We start from the raw sequence: 26,567 nt of genomic DNA, 5'->3' as shown, positions 1-26,567 counted from the left end.
AAAGCAGATCAAGAGCAGATCAAGAGCGGCTCGCTTCGCATCGTGGTTACCGTCGATTGCTGGAACGCAATGACGTCCGGATAATGGCGTAACGCTAGCATTTGCTGGCTCCTGCAAATCATTCCTTTGGCTGATTTGGCTGAAACATAAGCGCTCTACAGTGCAGGTCTTCAAGCCAAGACCGTGCAGTCATTAAAGGGATTCTTATGTTGCAGACCCGTGTTATCCCGCCCGCCGAAGGTGCGTACCAATATCCGCTGTTGATCAAGCGCCTGTTGATGTCCGGGACTCGCTACGAGAAGACCCGGGAAATTATCTATCGCGACAAGCTGCGCTACAGCTACCCGACGCTGATCGAGCGCGTTGCGCGCCTGGCCAATGTGCTGACTGAAGCCGGGGTCAAGGCCGGTGATACCGTGGCGGTGATGGACTGGGACAGCCACCGTTACTTGGAGTGCATGTTCGCCATCCCGATGATTGGCGCGGTGATTCACACCATTAACGTGCGGCTGTCGCCGGAGCAGATTCTGTACACCATGAACCACGCCGAAGACCGCTTTGTGCTGGTCAACAGTGAGTTCGTGGGGCTCTACCAGGCGATTGCCGGGCAGCTCACTACCGTCGACAAGACCTTGTTGATTACCGATAGTGACACCCACACCGCCGAGCTACCCAATCTTGTCGGTGAGTACGAAACCCTCCTGGCCGCCGCCAGCCCCAGCTATGACTTCGAGGATTTTGACGAAAACTCGGTCGCCACCACGTTCTACACCACCGGCACCACCGGTAACCCCAAAGGTGTGTACTTCACCCATCGGCAACTGGTGCTGCACACCATTGGCGTGGCGACCATCATGGGCAGCGTCGACAGCGTGCGGCTGCTGGGCACCAACGACGTGTACATGCCGATCACGCCGATGTTCCACGTACACGCCTGGGGCTTGCCGTATGTGGCGACCATGCTCGGGCTCAAGCAGGTGTACCCCGGCCGCTACGACCCGGAATACCTGGTGGAGCTGTGGCGCAAGGAGAAGGTGACGTTCTCCCACTGTGTGCCGACCATCCTGCAAATGGTGCTCAACGCCAAGGCTGCGCAGAACGTGGATTTCGGCGGTTGGAAAATCGTCATCGGCGGCAGCGCCCTCAACCGCTCGCTGTACGAAGCCGCCAAGGCTCGGGGCATTCAACTGACCGCCGCGTATGGCATGTCCGAGACCGGGCCGCTGGTGTCTTGCGCTCACCTCAATGATGAGTTGATGGCCGGCAGCGAAGATGAGCGCACCACCTACCGCATCAAGGCCGGTGTACCGGGCCCGTTGGTTGAGGCGGCAATCATGGACACTGACGGTCATTTCCTGCCCGCCGATGGCGAAACCCAGGGCGAACTGGTGCTGCGCGCGCCGTGGCTGACCGAGGGTTACTACAAAGAACCGCAAAAGGGCACCGAACTCTGGGCCGGTGGTTGGTTGCACACCGGTGATGTGGCCACGCTGGATGCCTTCGGCGTGATTGATATCCGCGACCGCATCAAGGATGTGATCAAGACCGGCGGCGAATGGATCTCTTCCCTGGCTCTGGAAGACCTGGTCAGCCGCCACCCGGCGGTGCGGGAAGTGGCGGTGGTAGGCATTGCCGATCCGCAATGGGGCGAGCGTCCCTTCGCGCTGTTGGTGGTGCGTGAAGGGCATGTGATCGATGCGCGAGAGCTCAAGGAACACCTCAAGCCTTTTGTCGAGCTGGGCCATTTGAGCAAGTGGGCGATCCCGAGCCAGATCGCCGTTGTTACTGAAATTCCCAAGACCAGTGTCGGCAAGCTCGACAAGAAACGTATCCGTGTCGACATCATCGAATGGCAGGCCAACAACAGCACGTTCCTGTCCACGCTCTAAGCCCTCTCGCCGCGCCCGTTCGGGCGCGGCAATGCTCTATATCAAGCCTTTACTTGTGATTTGCCGAATTTCAGCCATCCTTCCCGCGTCGACCTTCGTCGGCGTGGCGAAAGGGTTGTGGCAGACAGGTTGGTGATGCAAATCACACTTTAGAGGGATCAAGCACTACCCCCCTCTGGCTATAGTCCCTTTCAGAGTTTTTCGCGGATGTTGCGCTTCGAGCCATGGAGGCTCGGTGGCGATGCGGCATTGGAATCGTTGTATCCCGGCCGTTACATCTGAAGAAAGGGCTCACTGCCATAACAATAAAATATGCACATGGAGTAGCGTCGATGACCTCAGTAAACCAGTTCTGGCGCCGGGCAAGACTGCCCCTGGCCGTCAGCCTCGCTTCTACGCTCGCCGGGCCGGCATTCGGCGTCAGTTTCAACATTGGTGAAATCGAAGGGAGCTTTGACTCGTCGCTTTCCGTGGGGGCGAGCTGGTCCACGGCCAAACCCAATCGTGACCTGATCGGTGCCAACAACGGCGGCAAGGGCCTGTCCCAGACCTCCGATGACGGCCACCTGAACTTCAAGCGCGGCGAGACCTTCTCGAAGATCTTCAAGGGCATCCACGACCTGGAACTGAAGTACGGCGACACCGGTGTGTTTGTGCGGGGCAAGTACTGGTACGACTTCGAACTCAAGGACGAAAGCCGTCCGTTCAAGGACATCAGCGACAACAACCGCAAGGAAGGCGCCAAGTCTTCGGGCGGGCAGATTCTCGATGCATTCGTTTACCACAACTATTCCATTGCCGATGCGCCGGGTTCCGTGCGTTTTGGTAAGCAGGTGGTGAGCTGGGGCGAAAGTACCTTCATCGGTGGCGGCATCAACTCCATCAACCCGATCGACGTGTCGGCGTTTCGCCGTCCGGGGGCCGAGATCAAGGAAGGCTTGATCCCGGTGAACATGTTCTACGTGTCCCAGTCGCTCACCGACAACCTGTCGGCCGAGGCGTTTTACCAGCTGGAGTGGGACCAGACCGTGACCGATAACTGCGGCACGTTCTTCTCGCAGCCGGACGTGATCTCCGATGGTTGCAGCAATAACCTGCGGGTACTGAACAAGCGTTCCACCATTCCTGCCGCCGCCCTGCCGACCCTGGGTGCCTTGGGTGTGGACGTCAACAGCGAAGGCGTGCTGGTGCGCCGTGGGCCGGACCGTGATGCACGCGACAGCGGCCAGTTCGGCGTGGCCATGCGCTACAACTTCGAACCGCTGGATACTGAGTTCGGCGCGTATTTCATGAACTACCATAGCCGTGCGCCGATCTTCAGTGCACAGGGCGCGCCATCGGCGGCCTACACGCGTCCGCTGGGGCCACTGGGAGCCTTGCGGCCGTTGATCGTGGCGGGCAGCTCGAATTACTTCGTCGAGTACCCGGAAGATATCCGCCTCTACGGCCTGAGCTTCTCCACCACCTTGCCTACCGGCACCGCCTGGAGCGGTGAGTTGAGCTACCGTCCGAATGCGCCGGTGCAGTTGAGCACCACTGACATTCTGTTCGCCGGTGTCACGCCGATCCCAGGCTTTGGCAATGCGTCTGTGCTCAAGGGCACGCCGGGCCAGGACCTGCACGGCTACAACCGCAAGGAAGTCACCCAGTTCCAGACCACCTTCACGCACTTCTTCGACCAGGTCATGGGCGCCAGCCGCCTCACCACCGTCGGTGAAATCGGCGTGACCCACGTGGGCGGCCTGGAAAGCAAATCCCAGGCTCGTTACGGCCGCGACCCAGTGTTCGGCCCAGGCACGTTGCCAGGTGGGTTCTGCAACGCCCTCAACAACTCCACCGCCAACGGCGCCGGCTTGCCCAACGCTGCCGGCCTGAACACCAACTGCAATAACGACGGTTACACCACCGCAACGTCCTGGGGCTACCGTGCCCGTGCCATCTGGGAATACCCGGATGTGTTCGCGGGCGTGAACCTCAAGCCCAACGTGGCCTGGTCCCATGACGTCAAAGGTTACTCGCCAGGCCCTGGCGGCAACTTTGAAGAAGGTCGCAAGGCGGTCAGCCTGGGCCTGGATGCCGAATACCAGAACACCTACACCGCGAGCCTGGCGTACACCAACTTCTTTGGTGGCAAGTTCAGCACCGTGGATGACCGCGACTTTGTCGCCTTGAGCTTCGGCGCCAACTTCTAAGCACACTCTTTTCAAGTGGCATGTATTCAGGAAGACCAGAGCATGAAAATAACAAAAAGTCTGTTGCACGTGGGTGTGCTTGGGCTGTCGATCCTGGCGAGTAACGTCATGGCGGCAGTCTCGGCAGATGAAGCCGCCAAGCTCGGCACGACCCTGACCCCGATGGGCGCCGAGATGGCGGGTAACGCGGCTGGCACCATTCCAAAATGGTCGCCATTGCCCACCAATGCCGGCGCGGTCGACGCCCGTGGTTTCCTCGCCAACCCGTATGCCAGCGAGCAACCGCAGTTCACCATCACCGCGCAGAACGTCGAGCAATACAAAGACAAGCTGGCCCCCGGGCAATACGCGATGTTCAAGCGTTACCCGGACAGCTTCAAGATGCCGGTGTACCCGACCCATCGCGGTGCCACCGTGCCGGCTGAGGTGTTTGCCTCGATCAAGAAAAACGCCACCACCACCAACCTGGTGTCCGGCGGCAACGGCCTGGAAAACTTCGAAACCGCCGTCCCGTTCCCGATTCCCAAGAGCGGCGTTGAAGTGATCTGGAACCACATCACCCGTTATCGCGGCGGCAGCGTCACCCGCCTGGTCACCCAGGCCACCCCGCAAACCAACGGTTCCTACAGCCTGGTGTATTTCCGCGACCAGTTCGTGTTCCGCGACAAGATGAAGGACTTCGATCCGAAAAACCCAGGCAACGTGCTGTTCTACTTCAAGCAGCAAGTGACTGCGCCAGCGCGCCTGGCCGGTGGTGTACTGCTGGTGCACGAAACCCTGGACCAGGTCAAAGAACCGCGGTCGGCCTGGGTCTACAACGCCGGTCAGCGCCGCGTGCGTCGGGCGCCCCAAGTCTCCTATGACGGGCCGGGCACCGCCGCCGATGGCCTGCGCACTTCCGACAACCTCGACATGTACAACGGTGCGCCGGACCGCTACGACTGGAAGCTGGAAGGCAAGAAAGAAATCTACATCGCCTCCAACAGCTACAAGGTCGACGATCCCAAGCTCAAGTACGCCGACATCATCAAGGCTGGCCACATCAACCAGGACCTGGCTCGCTACGAGCTGCGCCGTGTCTGGCACGTGGTCGCCACCTTGAAGGAAGGCCAGCGCCACATTTACGCCAAGCGTGACTTCTACATTGACGAAGACACCTGGCAAGCCGCGGTGATCGACCACTACGACGGTCGTGGCCAACTGTGGCGTGTCGCCGAAGCCCATGCCGAGAACTACTACGACAAGCAAGTGCCGTGGTACGCCCTGGAAACCCTCTACGACCTGCAGTCCGGCCGCTACCTGGCCTTGGGCATGAAGAACGAAGAGAAGCAGGCCTATGACTTTGGCTTCACCGCCAGCACCAGCGACTTCACCCCAGCGGCCCTGCGCCAGGACGGTGTTCGCTAACCTCTGCTAATGATCGCTCCCACGCTCTGCGTGGGAGCGCTTCCTGTGACGCTCTGCGTCACGCCTCACGCGCCCATCCTGAATGGGCGCGTTGTTTTTGAGCCCTTCGCGAGCAAGCTCGCTCCTACTTCTTTCTTGGTGGCTGGAAGAGATATTTCTTGTCGCAGTTCTTTTTCAGCCATTTGTTGCAAAGATCTACAATCCCGCCGCTTTTACCGCTAGTCTGCGGACATCTGCAATGCCGACAACAGCCTTCTACAAGAGCCCGGCGATGACTGATCTGTCCCGAACCCATGGGCCTGCCAGTGTGGTGATGCCGACCCTGGAAGGCCGCTTCTACAGGCCGCCGCTGCCTGACGGCTACGTGCTGCGCCCACGCCTGTGCGAACGGCTGAATGCGGGCCTGGAGGGGCGACTGTTGCTGGTCAGCGCGCCTGCTGGGTTTGGCAAGAGTTCGTTGGCGGTGGAGTTTTGCCAGGGCTTGCCAGCTCAGTGGCAAAGCCTGTGGTTGGGCCTGAGCCCAAGAGACAGTGACCCCGGCCGTTTCCTGGAGCGGCTGCTCGACGGCTTGCAACAGTATTTCCCGCAACTCGGCGCCCAATCCATGGGCTTGCTGAAAATGCGCCAGCGTCACCAACCCTTTGCCTTCGAAGAATGGCTCGATGGCCTGCTCGACGAGCTGGCCATGCACCTGTCTGCGCGTTCGCCGTTATTGCTGGTGCTGGATGACTATCACCTGGCCCAGGGCCCGGTGCTGGATCGCTGCCTGCAATTTTTCCTCAACCATTTGCCTGATGGACTGGTGGTGCTGGTCACCAGCCGGCAGCGTCCGGACTGGCACCTGGCACGCCTGCGCCTGTCGCGGCACCTATTGGAACTGCATGAGCAAGACCTGCGCCTGACTCACGATGAATCCCTGGCGGTGCTGGATGGACACGGCAATGCGTTGCGCGGTGAGGCGTTGGAAAACCTGATCCGCCGTAGCGAGGGCTGGGTCGCCGGCCTGCGCTTCTGGCTGTTGGCGGCCTCCGAAGCGGGCAGTGAGGGCGCCTTGCCCCAAAGCCTGCACGGTGGCGAAGGGCTGATTCGCGATTACCTGCTCGAAGAAGTCATCGACTGCCTTCCCGCAGAAGTGCAAGCGTTCCTGTACGACACCGCACCGCAGGAGCGCTTTTGCAGCGAACTGTGCGACGCCATCCGAGAGGCCCATGACAGCGCAGAAATCCTGCGTTATCTGCAGGCTCATCAAGTGTTTCTGGTGCCGTTGGATGAGCAAGGCCATTGGTACCGCTATCACCATTTGTTCTCCGATCTGCTGCGCACCCGCCGCGAGAAGAGTGCCACCTTGCCGCCGGCCAGCTTGCACTTGCGCGCTTGTCGCTGGTTTAACGCCCAGGGCTTGATCGACGAGGCGGTGGAGCAGGCGCTGCGGGCCGGGCACCTGGATGTGGCGGCGAACCTGGTGCAGAACCTGTCCGAAGAGCAACTGCTGGCAGAGCAGAACATCGGCATGCTGCTGCGCTGGAAGATGGACCTGCCCGACAGCTTGCTGATCAGCACGCCGCGTTTGATCGTGCTGTACAGCTGGGCGCTGGGGCTCGCATGCCAACTGGATGCGGCGCAGGAACTGTCCAGTTACCTCAGCCGCTTCCTGCCGGCGCCATCGGCCACCGCGCAAAAATCCATGTTGGCCCAATGGTTGGCGCTGAGCGGGATCATTGCCCGTGGGCGCGGAGACCGTGAGCTGACTCAGCGCTATTGCCAAGAGGCGTTGGAAAGCCTGCCGCAAAAGCGTTACGGCCAGCGCCTGGTGTGCCTCTCGACTCTGTCCAACCTGGCAATCGCCGATGCCGACCTGTGGCGCGCCCGTGGCCTGAACCGCGAATCTCTGGAACTGGCGCAGCGCGTCGGTAACCCCTTGTTTGAGGCCTTGGCCCATTACGACCGAGCGCGGGTGTTGCAGTCGCGAGGTGAGATCCTGCGTTCTCTGGATGAAGTTCGCCAAGGCCTGGAGCGCCTGCATGGGCTGGCACCCCAGCGCCTGTATGCCGTGCGCGCACGGTTGTCGCTTTACGAAGGTTACCTGCTGTTGGTGCGTTACCAGCCCGAAGCCGGCCTTGCGCGTTTGCGCGCCGGCCTGGCCGAGGCCCGCGCCTGCCGCGATATCAGTGTGCTGATCGGGCACTGTGTCATCGCCAGTTTCGAAGGGCGGCGTGGGGAGTTTGCCAATGCCTTTGCCGAACTGGCCGAGGCCGAGCGCTTGATGCACATCTGGGATGTGCCGCCGATCTATTACCTGGCGATGATCACCCTGATCAAATGCGAGCTGTGGCTGGTCCAGGGTCGCACTGACCTGGCCGACGCCTGGCTGGCCCGCCTGGGGCAGACCTACAACGGCGAGCACGCCGCGGCCGCCCCCGAGTTTCATCCGCACCTGCCGCAACATATCGAGCTGCAACAAGCCGCGCTCGATGCCACTCGCCATCAACCCGACAGTGCGCTGCAACGCCTCGAAGCGCTGGCCCAGCAGGCCCATGACAGCGGGCGCCAGATGATTGCCCTGATGGCGCTGGTCCAGCAGGTGCAGTTGCTTCTGGAGAATGGCCAGGAGGCTAAGGCCAGGCCGGTATTGGCCCGTGCCCTGCAAGCCGGCTCGGGCGGTGCGTTGCAGCCGTTTCAACGCGTGTTGGAGGGTTACCCCCAGTGGATGCGCGAGCAGCTGGGCAAGGACTCCCATGGGCTGCTCAACCAGAGCTTGCTGGCGCTGCTGCCCCAAGTCATTGCGGTTGAAACCTCACCTCAACAGGAAACCCTGAGCACCCGAGAGCTGGCGGTGCTGCAGCTGATTGCCCAAGGCTGTTCAAACCAGGAAATCAGCAATCAGCTGTTCATCTCCCTGCACACGGTGAAGACCCACGCCAGCCACATCAACAGCAAGCTCGGCGTGGAGCGTCGTACCCAGGCAGTCGCGCGGGCCAAGTCCATGGGCTTGCTGGCCTGAGCCCGTGGCTCAAGGCGCGGTCGGGCAGCCCTTGAGTGAAGTGTCGACGGTCTGATTGATCAGCGCCGCGAACCGCTTGAGGTTGTTCTGGTGCGCCACCACCAGTTCGTCGATGCTCGGCCCGGCAGGCGACTGCAAAGTGGTGCGGCAGGTCAACGCCGGACGGTCGCCATTGATTTGCCTCAGGCGCCAGCGCACATCGAGCAACGCGTACTGCCCTGGTACCGAGTCAAAGCGCTGCACGTCCACGCGCAACGCCACGGCTTGCCGGGCATTGCTGCTGGCCAACTGGTCCACCAGGGCGCTCTTAAGCTCATCGGCGAGGGTGGCCGCCCACCACTGGGTTTCAAGAATCGCCAGGCCGCTGTCGCCCTGGCGAATCACTATCTGCGCGCGGTCGACCTGAGGCGGCACGCTGATGCTCTCAATGCGTACACCGCCGGCCTCTGCTCGCGTACTCGGGCTCAAGTGTGCCGGGGTCAGGGTGTGAAAGGCGATGGGTTCACTGCGACAGGCACCGAGCATCAGCAGGGCGCTCAGCAACGTGATCTTCAGCGGCAATGTCATGGCGGCTCCAATGGTCATTTACGGGGTGGCCCTTGCAGGTCCGTCGGTGCGGCATTATCGGGGCGGCCGCGAATCAGCGACTCCGGATGCCGGCCCAGGTAATCCGAAAGCTCGCGCAGGGAGCGCGACATGCGTCCCAACTCGTCGAGGGTCTGGGTCAGTTGTTCACGCTGCGGCGAGTCTTCGGCCAGGGTTGAACTGGCCGATTGCAGGGTCTTGCTCACGTCGGCCAAGGTCGTCTGCACACCCGGCAGTGTCTTGGCGTTGAATTGCGCCAGGCCCTTGCGCAGTTCGACCAGGCTGGCATCGAGGTTGCCGGCAATGCGCTCGACAGGCAGTTGGCTGATCTTGTTGACGATGCCTTCGAACTTCTCTTGCAGTTGTTCCAGGTTGCCCGGGATGGTGGGGATGCCCACGGGTCGCTGGTTCGGGTCGAACGCGACTTTCTCGGCCTTGGGGTAGAAGTCCAGGGCGATGTACAGCTGGCCAGTCAGCAAGTTGCCGCTGCGGGCCTGGGCGCGCAGGCCGTTTTCGATGAAGGTACCAATCAGGCGTACGCCGGCGGCCTCATCGTCAGGGTTATTGTTCATGGCCTTGAGCAGCTTGGTGTGGGCCTCGCCGAGCAGTTGCGGGTAGATCACGATGCCGACATTGACCGGGAAGGTGCGTTTCTTCGCATCGAAATCCAGGTTGATCGATACAACCCTGCCGAACTCCACGCCAAGGAACTCCACCGGTGCGTCGACTTTCAGCCCGCGCAGAGCCTGATCGAAACGCAGGACCATGTATTGGCCCTTGCCGTTGGGTGGGGCGAGGGCGCTTTGCTGGTCTTCGAACAACTCAAAGCTGCGACTTTCTTCGGCCGGTTTGTCATTGGGGTTGTAGGGCGGCGCCTGGAAGGCGATCCCACCCATCAACATGGACGACAAGGATTCGGTTTTCAGCGCGAAGCCATTGGCGCCAACGCTCAAGTCGACGCCACTGGCGTTCCAGAACCGCGTGTTCTCAGTGATGTACACATCATTGGGCGCATGCACGAAGATCTCGACATTCACGCCCTTGCCCTCGTTGTCCAGCTCATAGGCCACCACCTGGCCCACCGGGATTTTGCGGTAATAGACCGGCGAGCCGATGTCCAGGGAGCCCAGAGCCTGGGTGTGCAGGGTGAAGCGCTTGCCCGGCTCGCCGTAAGTGATGGGCGGCGGGTTTTCCAAGCCGGTAAAGTGCTTGGCGCGGGTCTCGGACTGGCCGATGTCTGCGCCGATGTAGTCGCCGGACAACAACGTGTCGATGCCCGACACGCCGCCTGCGCCAATGCGCGGGCGCACCACCCAGAATTTCGAATCTTCGCGGGTGAAGCTTTCGGCCTGTTTGACCAGCTCGACGGTGGCGTTGACGCTTTTCTGGTCATCACTCAGGGCCACGGCGGTTACCTGGCCGATCACCACGTTGCGGTATTTGACCTCGGTTTTGTTGGCAACCAGCCCGCTGCCGGTCTTGAAGTTGAGGACGATGGTCGGCCCTTGTTGCATGACGCTGTGGATCACCAGCGAGATCCCCACCAGCACGGCGACAATCGGCACGATCCAGACCAGCGAAACGCTGAAACGACGCGTCTTGATCACGGGTTGCCCCGCAGGGGTGTCAGCCTTGGATGAGCTCATCCGAGGTCTCCTCGTTAGGTGGGTTTTCCCAGATTAGCCGGGGATCAAAGCTCATGGCCGCGAGCATCGTAAACACGACCACCAGGCCAAAAAACAGAATACCCAGGCGCGGTTCGATCGTGCCCAGGGCTTGAAACTTCACCAGCGCGGCCACCAGGGCGACCACGATGACATCGAGCATCGACCAGTAGCCGATCAGTTCGATAAACCGAAACAGCTTCGAACGCTCCTTGCGCGCCCACTGGCTATTGCGCTGCACGGTGACCAGCAGCAGCCCCAGCGACAAGAACTTGATGCCCGGCACGGCAATGCTGGCGATGAAAATGATCAGCGCAATGTCCCAGGCGCCATGCTGCCAGAACTCCAGCACGCCGCTCATGATGGTGCTGTCTGCGCCCGAGCCGAGCATGGTGGTGTTCATCACTGGCAATAAATTGGCCGGGACATAAAAGGCGAGGGCGGTGAGCATGTAGGCCCAGGTTCGGGTCAGGGACTGCACCTTGCGCCGATGCAGCGCGGCGCCACAGCGGTCGCACTCGGTGGGTTCAAGGCGCATGTCGCAGGGCTGGCCGCAGGTGTGGCACAGGCACAGGTTCAGCTCGCGAGCGGTGGGCGGTGAATTCATACGGTGTCCCACAGGTCACGCACATCGCGCCCGGCAATGCGGATCAGCAACAGGCTCAGGGCGGCCAAGGCAAACAGGCCGGTGCCAGGGATCACATCCAGCATGCCGGCCAGCTTGAACACCGCGACCATCGCGCCCAGCAGGCACACCTCCAGCATGCTCCAAGGCCTGAGCGCTTCGAGCCAGCGCATGCACAGCTTGAACGCTGGCGAGCGCCGGCCGGCCAAGGCGAAACTCAGCACCCAGATCAGCAACGCTAGCTGAAACACCGGGGCGATAATGATGGAGATCGCTGCCACCAGTGCAATGAACGTGATTGGCCCCAGGCTCAGTGCAACCACTGAGTCCCAGAGGGTGGCGCTGTTTTTCAAGCCTTGCAGGCTGATGCTCATCACCGGGTAAAAGTTGGCAAAGGTCCACAGCACTGCGGCAGTCACCGTCAGGGCCAGACGTTGTTGCACCGACAGGCCGTTATAGCGCTGCAGCACGCCCGAGCAACGTACGCACAGGGCTTTCTGATGTTTGGCGAGCGTGACTTTCTCGTACACGCAGTCGCAGTGTTCGCAGATGATCTGTTGATTCGCCATGGGTGTTGCTCCAAATGCGACTGACTGCAGCGGGGGATTTCAATGGCGCGTGTGTAGCTTAGCAGCGGATAGACCGCGCAATCGACGCCTTCCCGCGCAGGGGCAAGCTACACCATACTGCACTTGGAACGCGCCAGAGAGCTTGCAGGACACCCATGACTATTGAAAAACAACCGTTGATTCGCGAAACCTTTCCCGTCGGCCCGTTGCAGTGCAACTGCACCATCATTGGTGACCCGGTCACAAAAAAAGCCATCGTCGTCGACCCCGGCGGCAATCACGAGTTGATTCTGGCGCGCCTTGATGCGCTGGGCCTGAAGGTGGTGAGCATTATCCACACCCATGCTCACCTTGATCATTTCCTGGCTTCCGGCCAATTGAAGGAAAAGACCGGTGCTACGTTGCACCTGCATAAGGATGATCAATTTCTGTGGGACAACCTGGAAATGCAATGCCAGATGTTTCGCGTGCCCTACGTCCCGGTGCCGTCTCCGGATCGCTGGCTGGAGCATGACGAAGAACTGGCCTGCGGCTGCGGCGTGGCCTTGCACACCCCAGGGCATACACCGGGCTCGATGAGTTTCTGGTTTGCCGACGCCAAGCTGTTGATCGCCGGCGATACCTTGTTTCGTCGCGGGGTAGGGCGTACGGATTTATGGGGCGGCGACCAGGCGACGATTGTGCGGTCGATCAAGCAGCGCCTGTATACGCTGGACGAAGGCGCGACGGTGGTCACTGGGCATGGGCCGGATACGTTGCTGGGCGATGAGATGCGGGAGAATCCTTTCGTGCGTGCGTGATGGGTTGTCGGCTCTGATACAAGCCGGTACAGACACACAGGCACAGGCCCGAGCCAAAGACAGCTATGCTTTACGCACCCCTCCACGGAATTTTTGCCGTTTGTCGCGTTCCAAACTCGGCACAGGTCCATTGCCAATGTCCTCTGCATCACAGAATGCAAAAGTAGGAGCTTCCTTCATGTTCACTCCGCGTCGTCTGCTTGTTGTCGCTACCGCCGTAGCCCTGTTGTCTGGCTGCGCTTCACCTAACCCTTATGACGGCAGCCAGGGACAGGCCAGCAATGGTTCCGAAAGCGGCATGAGCAAAACCGCCAAATACGGCGGCCTCGGTGCGCTGGCTGGCGCATTGGCCGGTGCGGCCATCGACCATAACAACCGTGGCAAGGGCGCGCTGATTGGCGCGGTGGTTGCGGGTGCCGGTGCGGCAGGTTATGGCTACTACGCCGACCAGCAAGAGAAAAAACTGCGTGAAAGCATGGCCAACACCGGGGTTGAGGTGCAGCGCCAGGGTGACCAGATCAAGCTGATCATGCCGGGTAACATTACCTTCGCCACCAACTCGGACGCGATCTCCAGCAGCTTCTACCAGCCGCTGAACAACCTGGCCAACTCCCTCAAGCAGTTCAACCAGAACACCATCCAGATCGTTGGCTACACTGACAGCACCGGTAGCCGTCAACTGAACATGGACCTGTCCCAGCGCCGTGCGCAGAGCGTGGCCAACTACCTGACCTCCCAAGGCGTCAACGGTGCCAACCTGAGCGCACGCGGTGCCGGCCCGGATAACCCGATTGCCAGCAACGGCGATGTGAACGGCCGTGCCCAGAACCGTCGTGTCGAGGTCAACCTCGGCCCGATCCCTGGCCAGCAATACGGCCAACCTGCGGGCCAGCAGCAGGCGCCACAGCAGAACAACCAGTTCCAGGGCAACCCGTACCAGCAATACCAGTAAACGTTAAACACTAAAAAGGGCGCCGTGCAGTCAATGCACGGCGCCCTTTTTTGATCGTTCCCACGCTCTGCGTGGGAATGCCCGCTCCTTCGGACGCTCCGCGTCCTACTCTTGGCGCAAAAGCTGAAGCGTGTGCGGTGACGCGGAGCGTCACGGGATGCGTTCCCACGCAGAGCGTGGGAACGATCAGGCTCCTTCGATCTACATCAGTCGATGTATTCGAACACCTTCACAATCTTCTGTACGCCCGACACGCCCTGCACCAGGTTGGCGGCGCGGGTGGCTTCGGCCTGGGTCAGCAGGCCCATCATGTAGACGATGCCGTTGTCGGTGACGATCTTGATCCGCGAACCAGGCACCGCACTGTCGGTCAGCATCTGGGCCTTTATCTTGGTGGTCAGCAGGGCATCGTTGCTGATGGCCAGCAGGGTGATCGGGTCCATGACCTGCAGTTCGTTGTGGACCTTCTTGACGCGTTGCACGCCGGCGGCGGCTTGCTCGGCCTGGGCCTTGAGATCGGCGCGGGGCGTTTGGCCTGCCAGCAGGACCACGCCATTGAAGCTGGTCACTACAATGCGCGAGGCACCGTTGCCCAGGTCGGTAGCGGCCTTGGCGACGTTGACCTTCACCTTGGTTTCGATCAGCGAATCATCAATGGTGCTGCCGAAGGTGCGTGTGCCCCGGTCGTCCTGGATAGGGGTGTCCCGTGTAGCGGTGATAGCCGAGCTGCAGCCGCTGATGGCGACGCACAGCGTGATGGCCAAAAGACTGAGGCGATTAACGGTCATTCTTCACTCCCGAACAGTTGGCTGTCGATCAGATCGCACAGGCAGTGGATCGCCAGCAGATGAACTTCTTGGATACGTGCAGTGACATTGGCCGGGACGCGAATCTCCACGTCCTCAGGCAGCAGCAGCGACGCCATGCCGCCGCCGTCGCGACCGGTCAAGGCTACGACAATCATTTCGCGATCATGTGCGGCCTGGATCGCTTGAATAATATTGGCCGAGTTGCCGCTGGTGGAAATCGCCAGCAACACATCGCCGGGCTGGCCGAGGGCGCGGATCTGCTTGGAGAAGATTTCGTTGTAGCTGTAGTCGTTGGCAATCGAAGTGATCGTCGACGAATCGGTGGTCAAGGCAATAGCCGGCAGGCTCGGGCGCTCGCGTTCGAAGCGGTTGAGCAGCTCGGAGGAAAAATGCTGGGCATCGCCGGCCGAACCACCGTTGCCGCACGAAAGCATTTTGCCTTCGTTGAGCAAGGCATTGACCATCACCTGGCTGGCTTGCTCGATGTGCGGTGCAAGTACGTCCATCGCCTGTTGCTTGGTGTCGATGCTGGCCTGGAAAAGCTGGCGAATTCGGGATTGCATGTCCATCTGTGTGACCTTAAGTAGCGCGGCTGTTTGGCACAGGTAATGTGCAGCCCGCAAAGCAAAGAGCAAAAATGAGTGGTGAAGGTGCCCGGCGAATCAGCTGTCGAAGGCATTTTTGAGCCAGGTCAGATCAGCTGTGCCTGACGGGGTGCTTTCCATGGCAACCACATCGAAACGGCAGGGGCAGTCAGCCCAGCGATGCTCTTTTTGCAGAAAAAACTGCGCAGCGAGTATCAGCTTTTGACGCTTGCGCCCGTCGATACTGGCGAGCGCGCCACCCCATTGTGCGTGTTTTCTGTAGCGGACTTCGACGAATACTACTGTATCGCCGTCAAGCATGACCAGATCAAGCTCGCCGCGTTTACATAACCAGTTCTGCGCCAGAAGGCGCAGACCCTGTTGTTGCAGGTAATTGAGTGCATGCAGTTCGGCATCCTTGCCGCTTTGTGCGCTGGACCGCTCGGGCATCAGCGTGGGGTATCAGGCAGGCGCTGAATGTCGCCGCCGACGAACTTCGCCCACGGCATCTGGCGATCGACGCGCTGGTTGGCGCTGATGCCCAGGTTGCCCGAGAGGCCGTCGACACGAGTGTCCGGCAGTGCCTTGAGCTGGCCCAGGCGTGGCGCCAGGCGGTAGGCATCCACGCCCATCGCATAGAGGCGGCCCAGGCTGCCATTGGCTTGCGGCCATTGTGCGGCGACTTGGTTGCGCAGCGGGTCGGTGGTGTTAAGCAGCCAAGGGGTTTCGCAGAACATCACATTGGTCATGTCCAGGTACTGGTTGCGGTCACCGCTGGCACTGAACACGTGAGAGGTCGCGTACACCGGCACATCGCCGGCGTATTGGAAGTTCAGGGTCGGTTTGATCTGCTGGGCCAGTTGCGGCGTGACGGCCAGGAAGATGAACTCGATGTCCTGGCGACGCGAAGGCTGGGCGGCCACGTCGGTGCCGACCGTGCTTTGCAGGCTCTTGGCGCGGCCTTCGCTCTTGCGCAGTTGGAACAGATCGGCGATCTGCTGGGCCAGGGCCACAGGCTGATCGACATATTCCACGCCCATGACGGTGCCACCATTGGCTTCCCAATCCTGGCGGAACGCCTTGTACACGCGCTCACCCCATTCGCCACGGGGCACCATGGCGGCGGCGCGATGCAGGCCATCGGCACGCGCGCGCCGCGATACTTCGCGGGCTTCGTCTTCAGCGGCCAGGCCGAACTGGAACAGCTGCGCCGGGCCTTGATCGGTCTCGCTGTAGTTCAGGGCCAGGGTGGTGATCGGCAACTGCGGGCGTGCGCTGAGTTGCTTGACCAGCGGTTTTTCCAGCGGGCCGACCACCAGTTGCACGCCGGCGGCCTGGGCCTTGGCGTAGAAGTCGTCGAGGGAGGTCAGGCGCGAGCTGTCATAGAACTCGATAACCGGTGGCTTTTGCCCGGCTTGTTCAGCCTGGTAGTGAGCCGCCATGAAGCCTTCGCGCAGCGCTTTGCCCACAGCGGCCAGCGGGCCTTCCTGGGGCAGCAGCAGGGCGATCTTGTTCAGGGGCTGGCTGGCCAGTTCCTTGAGCTTGGTCAGCGGCGCTGGCAGTTGCACCGCCGCCGGGTGGCCCGGGTTCTGCGCGCGCCAGGTGTCGATGGCGGCTTGTTGTTGCTCCAGCGTACCGGCGCCCTTGACCGCCTGGGCCAGGGTGATCCAGCCATCGAGTGTCGGATTGCCGGTGGCTTGCAGCTGTTCGGCTGGCAGCGCGGCAATCAATACCCAAATGGCTTCGTGGTTGCTGCTGGCAGCCTCGCCCGTCAGCAGGGGCGCCATGGCCACGCGCTCACGAGCGGCGGCGAGGGTCTGGCCGTCGGCTTCATAGGCGCGTGCATGCACGGTGCCGGTGCGGATCTGCTGGTCGGTCGGCAGTTCCTTCAGGCTTTGCAGGCTGGGGTGGTTCAGCGCTGCCAAGGCCGCCTTGGGCTGGTTGCGCCCCATGGCCAGTTCTGCGGCCAGGGTGCTGGCAAATACTTGCGCGGCTGGCTTCAGGGCATCCAGGGGCACTTGCGCAAGGATCTGCGAGGAGCGGCCTGGATTGTTCTGCTGGTAGGCCAGGTCTGCCGCGCTCAGGCGCAGCAACGCGGCTTTTTCTGGCGTCTTGGCGTTCGTCGCCTGTTCGAGCAGTTGCTCGATACTGGCATCGGGCGTGCGTGGCAGTTCGCCAAAACTGGAGGAGGGCGAACTGGCGCAAGCGGCCAGCAAGGCAGCGAGGCAGAGGGCGGAGAGCAGCCGCAGGCAAGCGATCATGTAAGTGTTCCTGATACCGATCAAATTAGCGTGGAAGTGTACCCAAGCACTGGCCCAGGCGCGATGTTCATGGCGTTAAACCGTGGATTTAGGTCGTGCAAATGTTGCCAGTAGCTGACGGTGGCTGAAACGGCATCGGCCGTGATGGCATATTTTCAAGGCTTCTACGCGCTACAATGTGACTTTTGCCAACCATCGAGGTGTGCGCTTTGACTGCTCCAGGTCCTTTGAATTCCACTGCAGGCTCGCTTTTTGTGGTGGCGACGCCCATTGGCAACCTGGACGACATCAGTGCCCGGGCGCTGAAGGTGTTGCGCGAGGTGAAATTGATCGCGGCAGAAGACACGCGGCACTCCCAACGGTTGATGCAGCATTTTGGTATCAGCACGCCATTAGCGGCCTGCCACGAACACAACGAACGTGAAGAGGGTAGCCGCTTCATCACGCGCCTTTTGGCGGGTGATGACGTCGCACTGATTTCCGACGCGGGCACGCCGCTGATTTCCGACCCTGGTTACCACCTGGTCCGCCAGGCGCGCGCCGCTGGTATCAATGTAGTGCCTGTTCCAGGAGCCTGCGCGCTGATTGCTGCATTATCGGCCGCCGGGTTGCCCTCGGACCGCTTTATCTTCGAAGGCTTCCTGCCCGCCAAGGCTGTAGGGCGTCGGGCGCGTCTGCAGGCACTTAAAGAAGAACCGCGCACCTTGATCTTCTATGAGGCCCCGCATCGCATTCTTGAATGCCTGCAAGACATGGAGCTGGTGTTTGGCGGCGAGCGCCTGGCCTTGCTGGCCCGGGAGTTGACCAAGACCTTCGAAACCCTCAAGGGGCTGCCGCTGGAGGCGTTGCGGGCGTTTGTCGAGGGCGATAGCAATCAGCAGCGCGGCGAATGCGTGGTGCTGGTAGCCGGCTGGACCGCGCCGGAGAGTGAAGACGCGGTGGGCAGCGAGGCCATGCGCATCCTCGATTTGTTGCTCAAGGAAATGCCACTCAAGCGCGCCGCCGCCCTGGCTGCCGAAATTACCGGGGTGCGCAAGAATGTGTTGTATCAGCTCGCGCTCGATAAACAGAAGGCCGAATAGTTCCGGGGCCAAAACTGTATTTCGTCTGAACGTGATGGCAATGCTGCACTTTTAATACTTGTCCTCAAGCCGCCGTGCCGTTAACCTTCGCGGCGGAGAGTCGATTGGACAGTCGCTGCCCTCTATGAAAATTAGGGGGGGGAGGAAAGTCCGGGCTCCATAGGGCGAAGTGCCAGGTAATGCCTGGGAGGCGTGAGCCTACGGAAAGTGCCACAGAAAATAACCGCCTAAGCACTTCGGTGCCGGTAAGGGTGAAAAGGTGCGGTAAGAGCGCACCGCACGACTGGCAACAGTTCGTGGCTAGGTAAACCCCACTTGGAGCAAGACCAAATAGGGTCCCAAGGCGTGGCCCGCGCTGGGACCGGGTAGGTTGCTAAAGATGTCCAGTGATGGCCATCGTAGACGAATGACTGTTCAAGACAGAACCCGGCTTACAGATCGACTCTCCACCTTTTCTCCTTGCGTTCGAATCTCGTGCGCAAACCCGGTAGTAACGCAAGAATCCCTCCCTGCCAAATCATTGGCAGATGCATCTTCGTAATACCAAAAAAATCTTACTCTTAATAAAACACTTTAACTTTAAGCCCTAGCTCTTTGAGCTGTTTGCTGTTGTTGAGTCAAAAACATCGCAAAACTCTCGTTTCTCCTCCCTTTACCTTCCTAAATCTCCGTTCTGTAAGGCTTTTCCTTGAATACGCGCCTTGACGGTGTGGTGGGCGCATTCCTATAGTGTGCGCAAGTGGCGGAAAGTGGCACAAAGTGGGTTTTTTGAACGTAAAACGCTAAAATTTGGAGAAACGCATCTGTGTTTCGCGGAGCTAACGCTATCAGTCTCGATGCAAAAGGCCGTCTCGCCATGCCGAGCCGGTATCGTGACGAGCTCATTTCGCGAAGTTCAGGGCAGTTAATCATCACGATTGACGCCGTTGACCCCTGTTTGTGTGTTTACCCCCTCGACGAGTGGGAGTTGATTGAAACCAAGTTGCGCGCGCTGCCTTCATTGCGAGAAGAAAACCGCCGCCTTCAGCGTTTGCTGATCGGTAATGCCGTCGACCTTGAACTCGATGGCAGCGGTCGTTTCCTGGTGCCTCCGCGACTGCGCGAGTACGCCAAGCTGGACAAGCGCGCAATGCTGGTAGGCCAACTGAACAAGTTCCAATTGTGGGACGAAGATGCCTGGGATGCTGTGTCTGCAGCGGACCTGGCTGCTATTCAACAACCGGGCGCCATGCCTGATGAACTGCGTGATTTGATCCTGTGACTATTGATAGCGGCTTTAACCACATCACCGTACTGCTTGACGAAGCCGTTGAGGCTCTCGCCGTACGTGCCGATGGCTGCTATGTCGATGGCACATTCGGCAGGGGCGGGCATAGCCGGTTGATACTCAGCCAGCTCGGGTCCGACGGCAAACTCCTCGGGTTCGACAAAGATCCTCAAGCGATTGCCACCGGGCAAGCGCTAGCGGCCGAAGACGGCCGCTTTGTCGTTGTGCAGCGCAGCTTTGCCGAGCTGGGCGCCGAAGTTGCCGAGCGCGGCATGGCGGGCAAGGTGGCCGGGGTTCTGCTCGACCTGGGCGTGTCTTCGCCGCAGCTCGATGACCCGGAGCGCGGCTTCAGCTTCATGAACGACGGCCCCCTCGACATGCGCATGGACCCTACCCGTGGGGTCAGTGCTGCACAGTTCATCGCCACCGCACCGGTGGAAGAAATCGCCCGTGTGTTCAAGGAATATGGTGAAGAGCGCTTCGCCGGGCGCATGGCGCGTGCCGTGGTCGAGCGCCGCGAAATCCAGCCGTTCGAACGCACCGCTGACCTGGCCGAAGTGCTGAAGGTCGCCAATCCGGCCTGGGAAAAGGGCAAGAACCCGGCGACCCGTGCGTTCCAGGGCCTGCGCATTCACGTCAACAACGAATTGGGCGATCTGGAAGCCGGCCTCGAAGCCGCTCTGGATGCTTTGGAAGTGGGCGGTCGCCTGGTGGTGATCAGCTTCCACTCCCTGGAAGACCGCATCGTCAAACTCTTCATGCGTCGTCTGGTCAAGGGCGAATCCGATAACCTGCCGCGTAACCTGCCGGTGCGTTTCGAAGCCTTTGTGCCGAAAATCAAAATCCATGGCAAAGCGCAGTTCGCTTCCGAAGCCGAACTCAAGGCCAACCCACGTTCCCGTAGCGCCGTCATGCGTGTTGCGGAGAAGTTGCGGTGAGCAAGCTTTTCGCCAAGCCCCTCCCGGGCGGCAGCTTCTTTATGTTGCTGCTGTTTGTCGGCGTGCTGGTGTCCGCGATTGCGGTGTCCTACAGCGCCCACTGGAACCGTCAGTTGCTCAATACCCTGTACGGGGAATTGAGCGTGCGTGATAAAGCCCAGGCAGAGTGGGGCCGGTTGATCCTTGAGCAAAGCACCTGGACGGCCCACAGCCGTATCGAAGTGCTGGCCACCGAACAGCTGAAGATGCACATCCCTGGCGCGGCTGAAGTCCGCATGGTGGCGCCATGATGAAACTCGAAGGGGCACTCTACCCGTGGCGCTTTCGCCTGATGCTCGGCTTGCTGGCATTGATGGTGGGCGCGATCGTCTGGCGCATCTTCGACCTGCAGGTCGTCGACCGCGACTTCCTGATCGGCCAGGGTGACGCCCGCAGCCTGCGGCATATTCCGATTCCTGCACACCGCGGCCTGATCACCGACCGTAATGGCGAGCCCCTGGCCGTCAGTACCCCGGTGACCACCCTGTGGGCCAACGCCAAGGAACTGCAAGTTGCCAAGGACAAGTGGCCTGAACTGGCGGCTGCCCTGGGGCAAGACCGCAAGGCCCTGACCGAGCGCCTGGAAGCCCAGGCCAACAAAGAATTCATCTACCTGGTGCGCGGGCTTACCCCTGAGCAAGGCCAGCAAGTGCTCGACCTTAAAATCCCCGGTGTCTACGGTATCGAGGAATTTCGGCGTTTCTACCCGGCCGGTGAAACCACCGCGCACATGGTGGGTTTCACCGACATCGATGACCACGGCCGCGAAGGGGTCGAACTGGCCTATGACGAATGGCTGGCTGGGGTTCCGGGCAAGCGCCAGGTCATCAAGGATCGGCGCGGCAGGCTGATCAAGGACGTCCAGGTCACCAAGAACGCCAAGGCTGGCAAGCCTCTGGCGTTGTCGATCGATTTGCGCCTGCAATACCTGGCCAACCGCGAACTGCGTAACGCGATCATCGAGAACGGCGCCAAAGCCGGCAGCCTGGTGATCATGGACGTGAAGACCGGCGAGATCCTCGCCATGGTCAACCAGCCGACCTATAACCCCAACAACCGTCGCAACCTGCAACCGGCGATGATGCGTAACCGCGCAATGATCGACGTGTTCGAGCCGGGTTCGACCATGAAAGCCATCTCCATGAGCGCTGCCCTGGAAACCGGGCGCTGGAAACCTAGCGACAAGGTCGAGGTTTACCCAGGCACCTTGCAGTTGGGCAAATACACTATTCGTGACGTATCCCGCACTGAAGGTCCGGTGCTGGATCTGACAGGCATCCTGATCAACTCCAGTAACGTGGGCATGAGTAAGGTTGCCTTCGACATTGGCGGTGAAACGATCTATCACCTGGCGCAAAAAATCGGCCTGGGGCAACCCACCGGCCTCGATTTCCCAGGTGAGCGCGTGGGTAACCTGCCGAACTACCGCGAATGGAGAAAAGCCGAGACTGCCACGCTGTCCTACGGCTACGGCCTGTCGGTGACCGCCATCCAGTTGGCCCACGCTTTCTCGGTATTGGCCAATAACGGCCGCATGGTTCCACTGAGCCTGATCCATGTCGACGAAGCGCCAAAAGCCACCCAAGTGATCCCGGAAAACGTCGCCAAGACCATGCAAGGCATGCTGCAACAAGTGATCGAGGCACCGCGTGGCGTATTCCGCGCCCAGGTGCCGGCGTACCACGTTGCGGGCAAGTCGGGTACGGCGCGCAAGACTTCGGTGGGCACCAAAGGCTATGCCGAAAACTCCTACCGTTCGCTGTTCGCCGGCTTCGGCCCAATGAGCGACCCGCGCTACGCCATCGTCGTGGTCATCGACGAGCCTAGTAAAGCCGGCTACTTCGGTGGCCTGGTTTCGGCCCCGGTGTTCAGCAAAGTGATGTCCGGCACCCTGCGCCTGATGAACATCACGCCGGACAACCTGCCGCCGACCCAACAAGCCAACGCCGGCCCGCCGGCCGCTGCTGTTAAAGCCAATGGAGGGCGCGGCTGATGTCTCTTAGCCTGAACAAGATTTTTGCCCATGCCGGCCACGATCTGCTGATTCGTGAGCTGACCCTGGACAGCCGTAATGTGCGCGCCGGTGATCTGTTCCTGGCGGTACCCGGCGGTAAGCTCGATGGCCGTGCGCATATCGCCGATGCCCTGCAACGCGGTGCGGCGGCGGTTGCCTATGAAGTGCAAGGCGCCACCGTGCTGCCGATCACCGATGTGCCGTTGATTCCGGTCAAGGGCCTGGCTGCGCAGCTTTCTGACATCGCCGGGCGTTTCTACGGTGACCCGAGCCGCCAACTCAACCTGGTGGGCGTGACGGGTACCAACGGCAAGACCAGCGTGACCCAATTGGTCGCCCAGGCGTTGGACCTGCTGGGTCAGCACTGCGGCATCGTCGGCACCCTGGGCACCGGTTTCTATGGCGCGCTGCAAAGCGGCCTGCACACCACGCCAAACCCGATTGCCGTACAAGCGACCCTGGCCGACCTGAAAAAGGCCGGCGCCAAGGCGGTTGCCATGGAAGTGTCTTCCCACGGTCTGGACCAAGGGCGTGTCACTGCCCTGGCCTTTGACGTGGCGGTGATGACCAACCTGTCCCGCGATCACCTCGACTACCACGGCACCATGGAAGCGTACGCCGCAGCCAAGGCCAAGCTGTTTGCCTGGAATGACCTGAAGTGCCGGGTGGTCAACCTCGACGACGCGTTTGGCCGCCAACTGGCGGGCCAAGACAGCGACGCGCGCTTGATCAGCTATAGCCTGCAAGATGCCAGCGCCTACCTGTATTGCCGCGAAGCCCAATTCAATGACGAAGGCGTGCGTGCCACCTTGGTGACGCCGCAGGGCGAGCACCACTTGCGCAGCACCTTGCTCGGGCGGTTCAACCTGAGTAACGTGCTCGCCGCTATCGGCGCACTGCTGGGCCTGGACTACGCCCTGGATGAAATCCTGCGGGTACTGCCAAAGCTGGAAGGCCCGGCCGGTCGCATGCAGCGCCTGGGTGGCGGCACACAACCGCTGGTGGTGGTCGATTACGCCCACACTCCGGATGCCCTGGAAAAAGTCCTCGAAGCCCTGCGCCCACATGCCAAGGGCAAACTGTTGTGCCTGTTCGGTTGCGGCGGTGATCGCGATCGCGGCAAGCGCCCATTGATGGCCGAGATTGTCGAGCGCCTGGCCGATGGCGTACTCGTCACCGACGACAACCCACGCAGCGAAGACCCGAGCCAGATTTTCGACGACATCCGTGTCGGCTTCAAAGACGCCTCCAAGGCCACCTTTGTCGCGGGCCGTGGCGCCGCCATTGCGCAGTTGATCGCCAGTGCCGGCGCGGACGACGTAGTGGTGCTGGCGGGTAAAGGTCACGAGGACTATCAGGAAATCAACGGTGAGCGCCATGCCTTCTCTGATCTGGTCGAGGCGGATCACGCCCTGACCGCCTGGGAGGTCGCCCATGCTTAAAGCGATGACATTCAGCGAGCTGGCCCAGGCCCTGTCGGCCCGTGTGCTGTCGAGCGACTGCACATTCAATGGCGTGAGTATCGACAGCCGTAACATCCAGCCGGGGCAACTGTTTGTCGCCCTGGCCGGCCCGCGTTTCGATGGCCACGACTACCTCAACGACGTTGCCGCCAAAGGTGCCGTCGGTGCCTTGGTTCAGCGTGAAGTGGCCGATTCCGCCTTGCCGCAATTGCTGGTAGCCGACACCCGCCTGGCCCTGGGCCAACTGGGCGCGCTTAACCGCGCCGCTTTTGATAAGCCGGTGGCGGCCATTACCGGTTCCAGCGGCAAGACCACGGTCAAGGAACTGCTTGCCGGCGTCTTGCGCACGCGCGGGCCGGTACTCGCGACCCGTGGCAACCTGAACAATGATTTCGGCGCACCGCTGACCCTGCTCGAACTGGCCCCGGAACACACGGCGGCAGTGATCGAACTGGGGGCTTCGCGCATCGGCGAAATCGCCTACACCGTGGCGCTGACCCAGCCGCACGTGGCGATCATCAATAACGCCGGTACCGCCCATGTCGGCGAGTTCGGCGGCCCGGAAAAAATCGTCGAAGCCAAGGGCGAAATCCTTGAAGGCCTCGACGCTTCGGGCACTGCGGTACTGAACCTGGATGACAAGGCCTTCGAGACCTGGCATGTACGCGCCGCCGGTCGCAAGGTCCTGACGTTTGCGGTGCTCAATGCCGCAGCCGATTTTTACGCCTCCAACATCAATGTCGATGCCCGTGGCTGCCCGTCTTTCACCTTGCACACCCCGCAAGGTGATGAGCACGTGCAGTTGAATTTGCTAGGCAACCATAACGTCGCCAACGCCTTGGCCGCCGCCGCTGCCGCCCATGCCCTGGGTGTGTCGCTGTTCGGTATTGCCACAGGCCTGGGCGCGGTGCAGCCGGTCAAGGGCCGCACCGTGGCGCAACTGGCTGGCAACGGCATGCGCGTGATCGATGACACCTACAACGCCAACCCGTCCTCCATCAATGCCGCTGTGGACCTGCTCAAAGGCTTTGATGGGCGCAAGGTCCTGGTACTGGGCGACATCGGCGAACTGGGCGATTGGGCTGAACAAGGCCACCGTGAAGTCGGCGCCTATGCCGCCGGCAAAGTGGACGCGCTCTACGCCGTTGGCACGAACATGGCCCATGCGGTCAACGCTTTCGGCCCTGGCGCGCGGCACTTCGCCAGCCAGGCCGAGCTGATCCAGGCGTTGACGGCGGCTGAACATGACACACACACAACCATTTTGATCAAGGGATCGCGCAGCGCGGTGATGGAAAACGTCGTCGCAGCCTTGTGTGGCTCAAGTACGGAGAAACATTAATGCTGCTGCTGCTGGCTGAGTATCTGCAACAGTTCCACAAAGGCTTCGCGGTCTTCCAGTACCTGACCCTGCGCGGGATCCTGGGTGTGCTGACCGCGCTGTCTTTGTCGCTGTTTTTAGGGCCGTGGATGATCCGCACCCTGCAGAACCTGCAAATTGGTCAATCGGTTCGTAACGACGGCCCGCAGTCGCACCTGTCCAAGTCCGGCACGCCCACCATGGGCGGTGCGCTGATTCTGTCGTCCATCGGCGTCAGCACCTTGCTGTGGGCCGACCTGCATAACCGCTACGTGTGGGTGGTGCTGCTGGTGACCCTGCTGTTCGGTGCCATCGGCTGGGTGGATGACTACCGCAAAGTGATCGAGAAAAACTCCAAGGGGCTGCCAAGCCGCTGGAAGTATTTCTGGCAGTCGGTGTTCGGCCTGGCCGCCGCGATCTTCCTGTACACCACCGCGCCAAGTGCCGTGGAAACCACCTTGATCATCCCGATGCTCAAGGACGTGAGCATCCCGCTGGGTGTTGGTTTTGTGGTGCTGACCTACTTCGTGATCGTCGGCTCCAGCAACGCGGTGAACCTGACCGACGGCCTCGACGGCCTGGCGATCATGCCGACGGTGATGGTGGGCGGCGCGCTCGGCATCTTCTGCTACCTGTCGGGTAACGTGAAATTCGCGGAATACCTGTTGATTCCTTATGTACCGGGCGCTGGTGAACTGATCGTGTTCTGCGGCGCGCTGATCGGTGCCGGCCTGGGGTTCCTGTGGTTCAACACCTACCCGGCACAAGTCTTCATGGGCGACGTCGGCGCACTGGCGCTGGGCGCGGCCTTGGGCACCATCGCGGTGATCGTTCGCCAGGAAATCGTGCTGTTCATCATGGGCGGCGTGTTCGTGATGGAAACCCTGTCGGTGGTCATCCAGGTCGCGTCCTTCAAGTTGACCGGGCGCCGCGTGTTCCGCATGGCGCCGATTCACCACCACTTTGAACTCAAGGGCTGGCCTGAGCCACGCGTGATTGTCCGCTTCTGGATCATCACCGTGATTCTGGTACTGGTCGGCCTTGCCACCCTGAAACTGAGGTAGAA

General features: G+C 61.0%; 22 protein-coding genes and 1 other RNA gene. 15 read left to right on the top strand and 8 right to left on the bottom strand.

Going from position 1 to position 26,567, the window contains the following annotated elements:
- The first annotated feature begins 206 nt into the window (after nt 1-206).
- The 4 genes from QK296_RS23950 (at nt 207) to QK296_RS23935 (ending at nt 8,489) form a co-directional block, all read left to right on the top strand.
- Nucleotides 207-1,889 (top strand): fatty acid--CoA ligase, encoded by a 1,683-nt coding sequence (locus tag QK296_RS23950; protein ID WP_282391432.1) that lies wholly within the window; start codon nt 207-209, stop codon nt 1,887-1,889.
- A 332-nt stretch (nt 1,890-2,221) separates the two neighbouring features.
- On the top strand, nt 2,222-4,081 hold the full coding sequence (locus tag QK296_RS23945; protein ID WP_003188640.1) for a DUF1302 domain-containing protein: 1,860 nt from the start codon (nt 2,222-2,224) through the stop codon (nt 4,079-4,081).
- 42 nt (nt 4,082-4,123) lie between these two features.
- Complete coding sequence (locus tag QK296_RS23940; protein WP_003188642.1) at nt 4,124-5,488, top strand: DUF1329 domain-containing protein; 1,365 nt, start codon at nt 4,124-4,126, stop codon at nt 5,486-5,488.
- A 271-nt stretch (nt 5,489-5,759) separates the two neighbouring features.
- Nucleotides 5,760-8,489, top strand: a complete 2,730-nt coding sequence (locus QK296_RS23935) for a LuxR C-terminal-related transcriptional regulator (protein ID WP_282391429.1) — start codon at nt 5,760-5,762, stop codon at nt 8,487-8,489.
- 9 nt (nt 8,490-8,498) lie between these two features.
- On the opposite strand, the gene QK296_RS23930 is transcribed toward QK296_RS23935, so the two are convergent.
- Genes QK296_RS23930 through QK296_RS23915 form a run of 4 tightly spaced genes read right to left on the bottom strand, consistent with a single transcriptional unit; the run spans nt 8,499 to nt 11,932 of the window.
- On the bottom strand, nt 8,499-9,056 hold the full coding sequence (locus QK296_RS23930) for a PqiC family protein (protein WP_034134885.1): 558 nt from the start codon (nt 9,054-9,056) through the stop codon (nt 8,499-8,501).
- A gap of 14 nt (nt 9,057-9,070) precedes the next feature.
- Nucleotides 9,071-10,720: an MlaD family protein gene (locus QK296_RS23925; protein ID WP_014716962.1), complete on the bottom strand. Its 1,650-nt coding sequence runs from the start codon at nt 10,718-10,720 to the stop codon at nt 9,071-9,073.
- Nucleotides 10,701-11,345: a paraquat-inducible protein A gene (locus tag QK296_RS23920; protein WP_003188648.1), complete on the bottom strand. Its 645-nt coding sequence runs from the start codon at nt 11,343-11,345 to the stop codon at nt 10,701-10,703. The genes QK296_RS23925 and QK296_RS23920 overlap by 20 nt, the downstream gene beginning before the upstream one ends.
- On the bottom strand, nt 11,342-11,932 hold the full coding sequence (locus tag QK296_RS23915; protein WP_034134888.1) for a paraquat-inducible protein A: 591 nt from the start codon (nt 11,930-11,932) through the stop codon (nt 11,342-11,344). The genes QK296_RS23920 and QK296_RS23915 overlap by 4 nt, the downstream gene beginning before the upstream one ends.
- A gap of 155 nt (nt 11,933-12,087) precedes the next feature.
- Between QK296_RS23915 and QK296_RS23910 the strand changes: the two genes are divergently transcribed.
- Together QK296_RS23910 and QK296_RS23905 are read left to right on the top strand one after the other, a co-directional pair.
- Nucleotides 12,088-12,732, top strand: a complete 645-nt coding sequence (locus QK296_RS23910; RefSeq protein ID WP_014716965.1) for an MBL fold metallo-hydrolase — start codon at nt 12,088-12,090, stop codon at nt 12,730-12,732.
- Between the two features lie 178 nt (nt 12,733-12,910).
- Entirely contained in the window at nt 12,911-13,684 is a 774-nt protein-coding gene (locus QK296_RS23905; RefSeq protein WP_003188654.1) for an OmpA family lipoprotein, read from the top strand.
- Nucleotides 13,685-13,890: 206 nt separating this feature from the next.
- Here the strand turns inward: QK296_RS23905 and QK296_RS23900 are convergent, their stop codons facing one another.
- From QK296_RS23900 to QK296_RS23885, 4 genes are all read right to left on the bottom strand, one after another.
- Nucleotides 13,891-14,472 (bottom strand): BON domain-containing protein, encoded by a 582-nt coding sequence (locus QK296_RS23900; RefSeq protein WP_003188655.1) that lies wholly within the window; start codon nt 14,470-14,472, stop codon nt 13,891-13,893.
- Nucleotides 14,469-15,062, bottom strand: coding sequence for a phosphoheptose isomerase (locus QK296_RS23895; protein ID WP_007904374.1), 594 nt, complete (start codon nt 15,060-15,062; stop codon nt 14,469-14,471). The genes QK296_RS23900 and QK296_RS23895 overlap by 4 nt, the downstream gene beginning before the upstream one ends.
- 93 nt (nt 15,063-15,155) lie before the next feature.
- The gene (locus QK296_RS23890; RefSeq protein ID WP_003188656.1) at nt 15,156-15,527 is read right to left on the bottom strand and encodes a YraN family protein; all 372 of its coding nucleotides are present in this window, start codon (nt 15,525-15,527) and stop codon (nt 15,156-15,158) included.
- A complete protein-coding gene (locus tag QK296_RS23885) occupies nt 15,527-17,338 on the bottom strand; it encodes a penicillin-binding protein activator (RefSeq protein WP_282391423.1) in 1,812 nt (603 codons plus the stop codon). The genes QK296_RS23890 and QK296_RS23885 overlap by 1 nt, the downstream gene beginning before the upstream one ends.
- 209 nt (nt 17,339-17,547) lie before the next feature.
- Between QK296_RS23885 and rsmI the strand changes: the two genes are divergently transcribed.
- From rsmI to mraY, 9 genes are all read left to right on the top strand, one after another.
- Nucleotides 17,548-18,420 carry a 16S rRNA (cytidine(1402)-2'-O)-methyltransferase gene (gene rsmI / locus QK296_RS23880; protein WP_282391421.1) on the top strand — a complete coding sequence of 291 codons (873 nt, stop codon included), beginning with the start codon at nt 17,548-17,550 and terminating at the stop codon, nt 18,418-18,420.
- 96 nt (nt 18,421-18,516) lie between these two features.
- An RNA gene (gene rnpB / locus QK296_RS23875) (RNase P RNA component class A) lies at nt 18,517-18,870 on the top strand.
- A 355-nt stretch (nt 18,871-19,225) separates the two neighbouring features.
- On the top strand, nt 19,226-19,681 hold the full coding sequence (gene mraZ / locus QK296_RS23870) for a division/cell wall cluster transcriptional repressor MraZ (protein ID WP_003171868.1): 456 nt from the start codon (nt 19,226-19,228) through the stop codon (nt 19,679-19,681).
- 2 nt (nt 19,682-19,683) lie between these two features.
- On the top strand, nt 19,684-20,625 hold the full coding sequence (rsmH, locus tag QK296_RS23865) for a 16S rRNA (cytosine(1402)-N(4))-methyltransferase RsmH (protein ID WP_087149552.1): 942 nt from the start codon (nt 19,684-19,686) through the stop codon (nt 20,623-20,625).
- Complete coding sequence (gene ftsL / locus QK296_RS23860) at nt 20,622-20,915, top strand: cell division protein FtsL (RefSeq protein ID WP_003188663.1); 294 nt, start codon at nt 20,622-20,624, stop codon at nt 20,913-20,915. The genes rsmH and ftsL overlap by 4 nt, the downstream gene beginning before the upstream one ends.
- Complete coding sequence (locus tag QK296_RS23855) at nt 20,915-22,657, top strand: penicillin-binding protein 2 (protein ID WP_019816949.1); 1,743 nt, start codon at nt 20,915-20,917, stop codon at nt 22,655-22,657. Before ftsL ends, QK296_RS23855 begins: the two co-directional genes overlap by 1 nt.
- Nucleotides 22,657-24,120, top strand: a complete 1,464-nt coding sequence (locus tag QK296_RS23850) for a UDP-N-acetylmuramoyl-L-alanyl-D-glutamate--2,6-diaminopimelate ligase (protein WP_003188667.1) — start codon at nt 22,657-22,659, stop codon at nt 24,118-24,120. The genes QK296_RS23855 and QK296_RS23850 overlap by 1 nt, the downstream gene beginning before the upstream one ends.
- Nucleotides 24,113-25,483, top strand: a complete 1,371-nt coding sequence (gene murF / locus QK296_RS23845) for a UDP-N-acetylmuramoyl-tripeptide--D-alanyl-D-alanine ligase (protein ID WP_003188669.1) — start codon at nt 24,113-24,115, stop codon at nt 25,481-25,483. Before QK296_RS23850 ends, murF begins: the two co-directional genes overlap by 8 nt.
- Nucleotides 25,483-26,565 carry a phospho-N-acetylmuramoyl-pentapeptide-transferase gene (gene mraY, locus QK296_RS23840; protein ID WP_003188670.1) on the top strand — a complete coding sequence of 361 codons (1,083 nt, stop codon included), beginning with the start codon at nt 25,483-25,485 and terminating at the stop codon, nt 26,563-26,565. The genes murF and mraY overlap by 1 nt, the downstream gene beginning before the upstream one ends.
- Nucleotides 26,566-26,567 lie beyond the last annotated feature (2 nt).

This window comes from Pseudomonas sp. AL10, from assembly GCF_029960685.1.
GTDB classification, from domain to species: domain Bacteria; phylum Pseudomonadota; class Gammaproteobacteria; order Pseudomonadales; family Pseudomonadaceae; genus Aquipseudomonas; species Aquipseudomonas lactis.
Note: the sequence above shows the minus strand (reverse complement) of the source record. Positions and strands in the feature narration are given on the sequence as shown.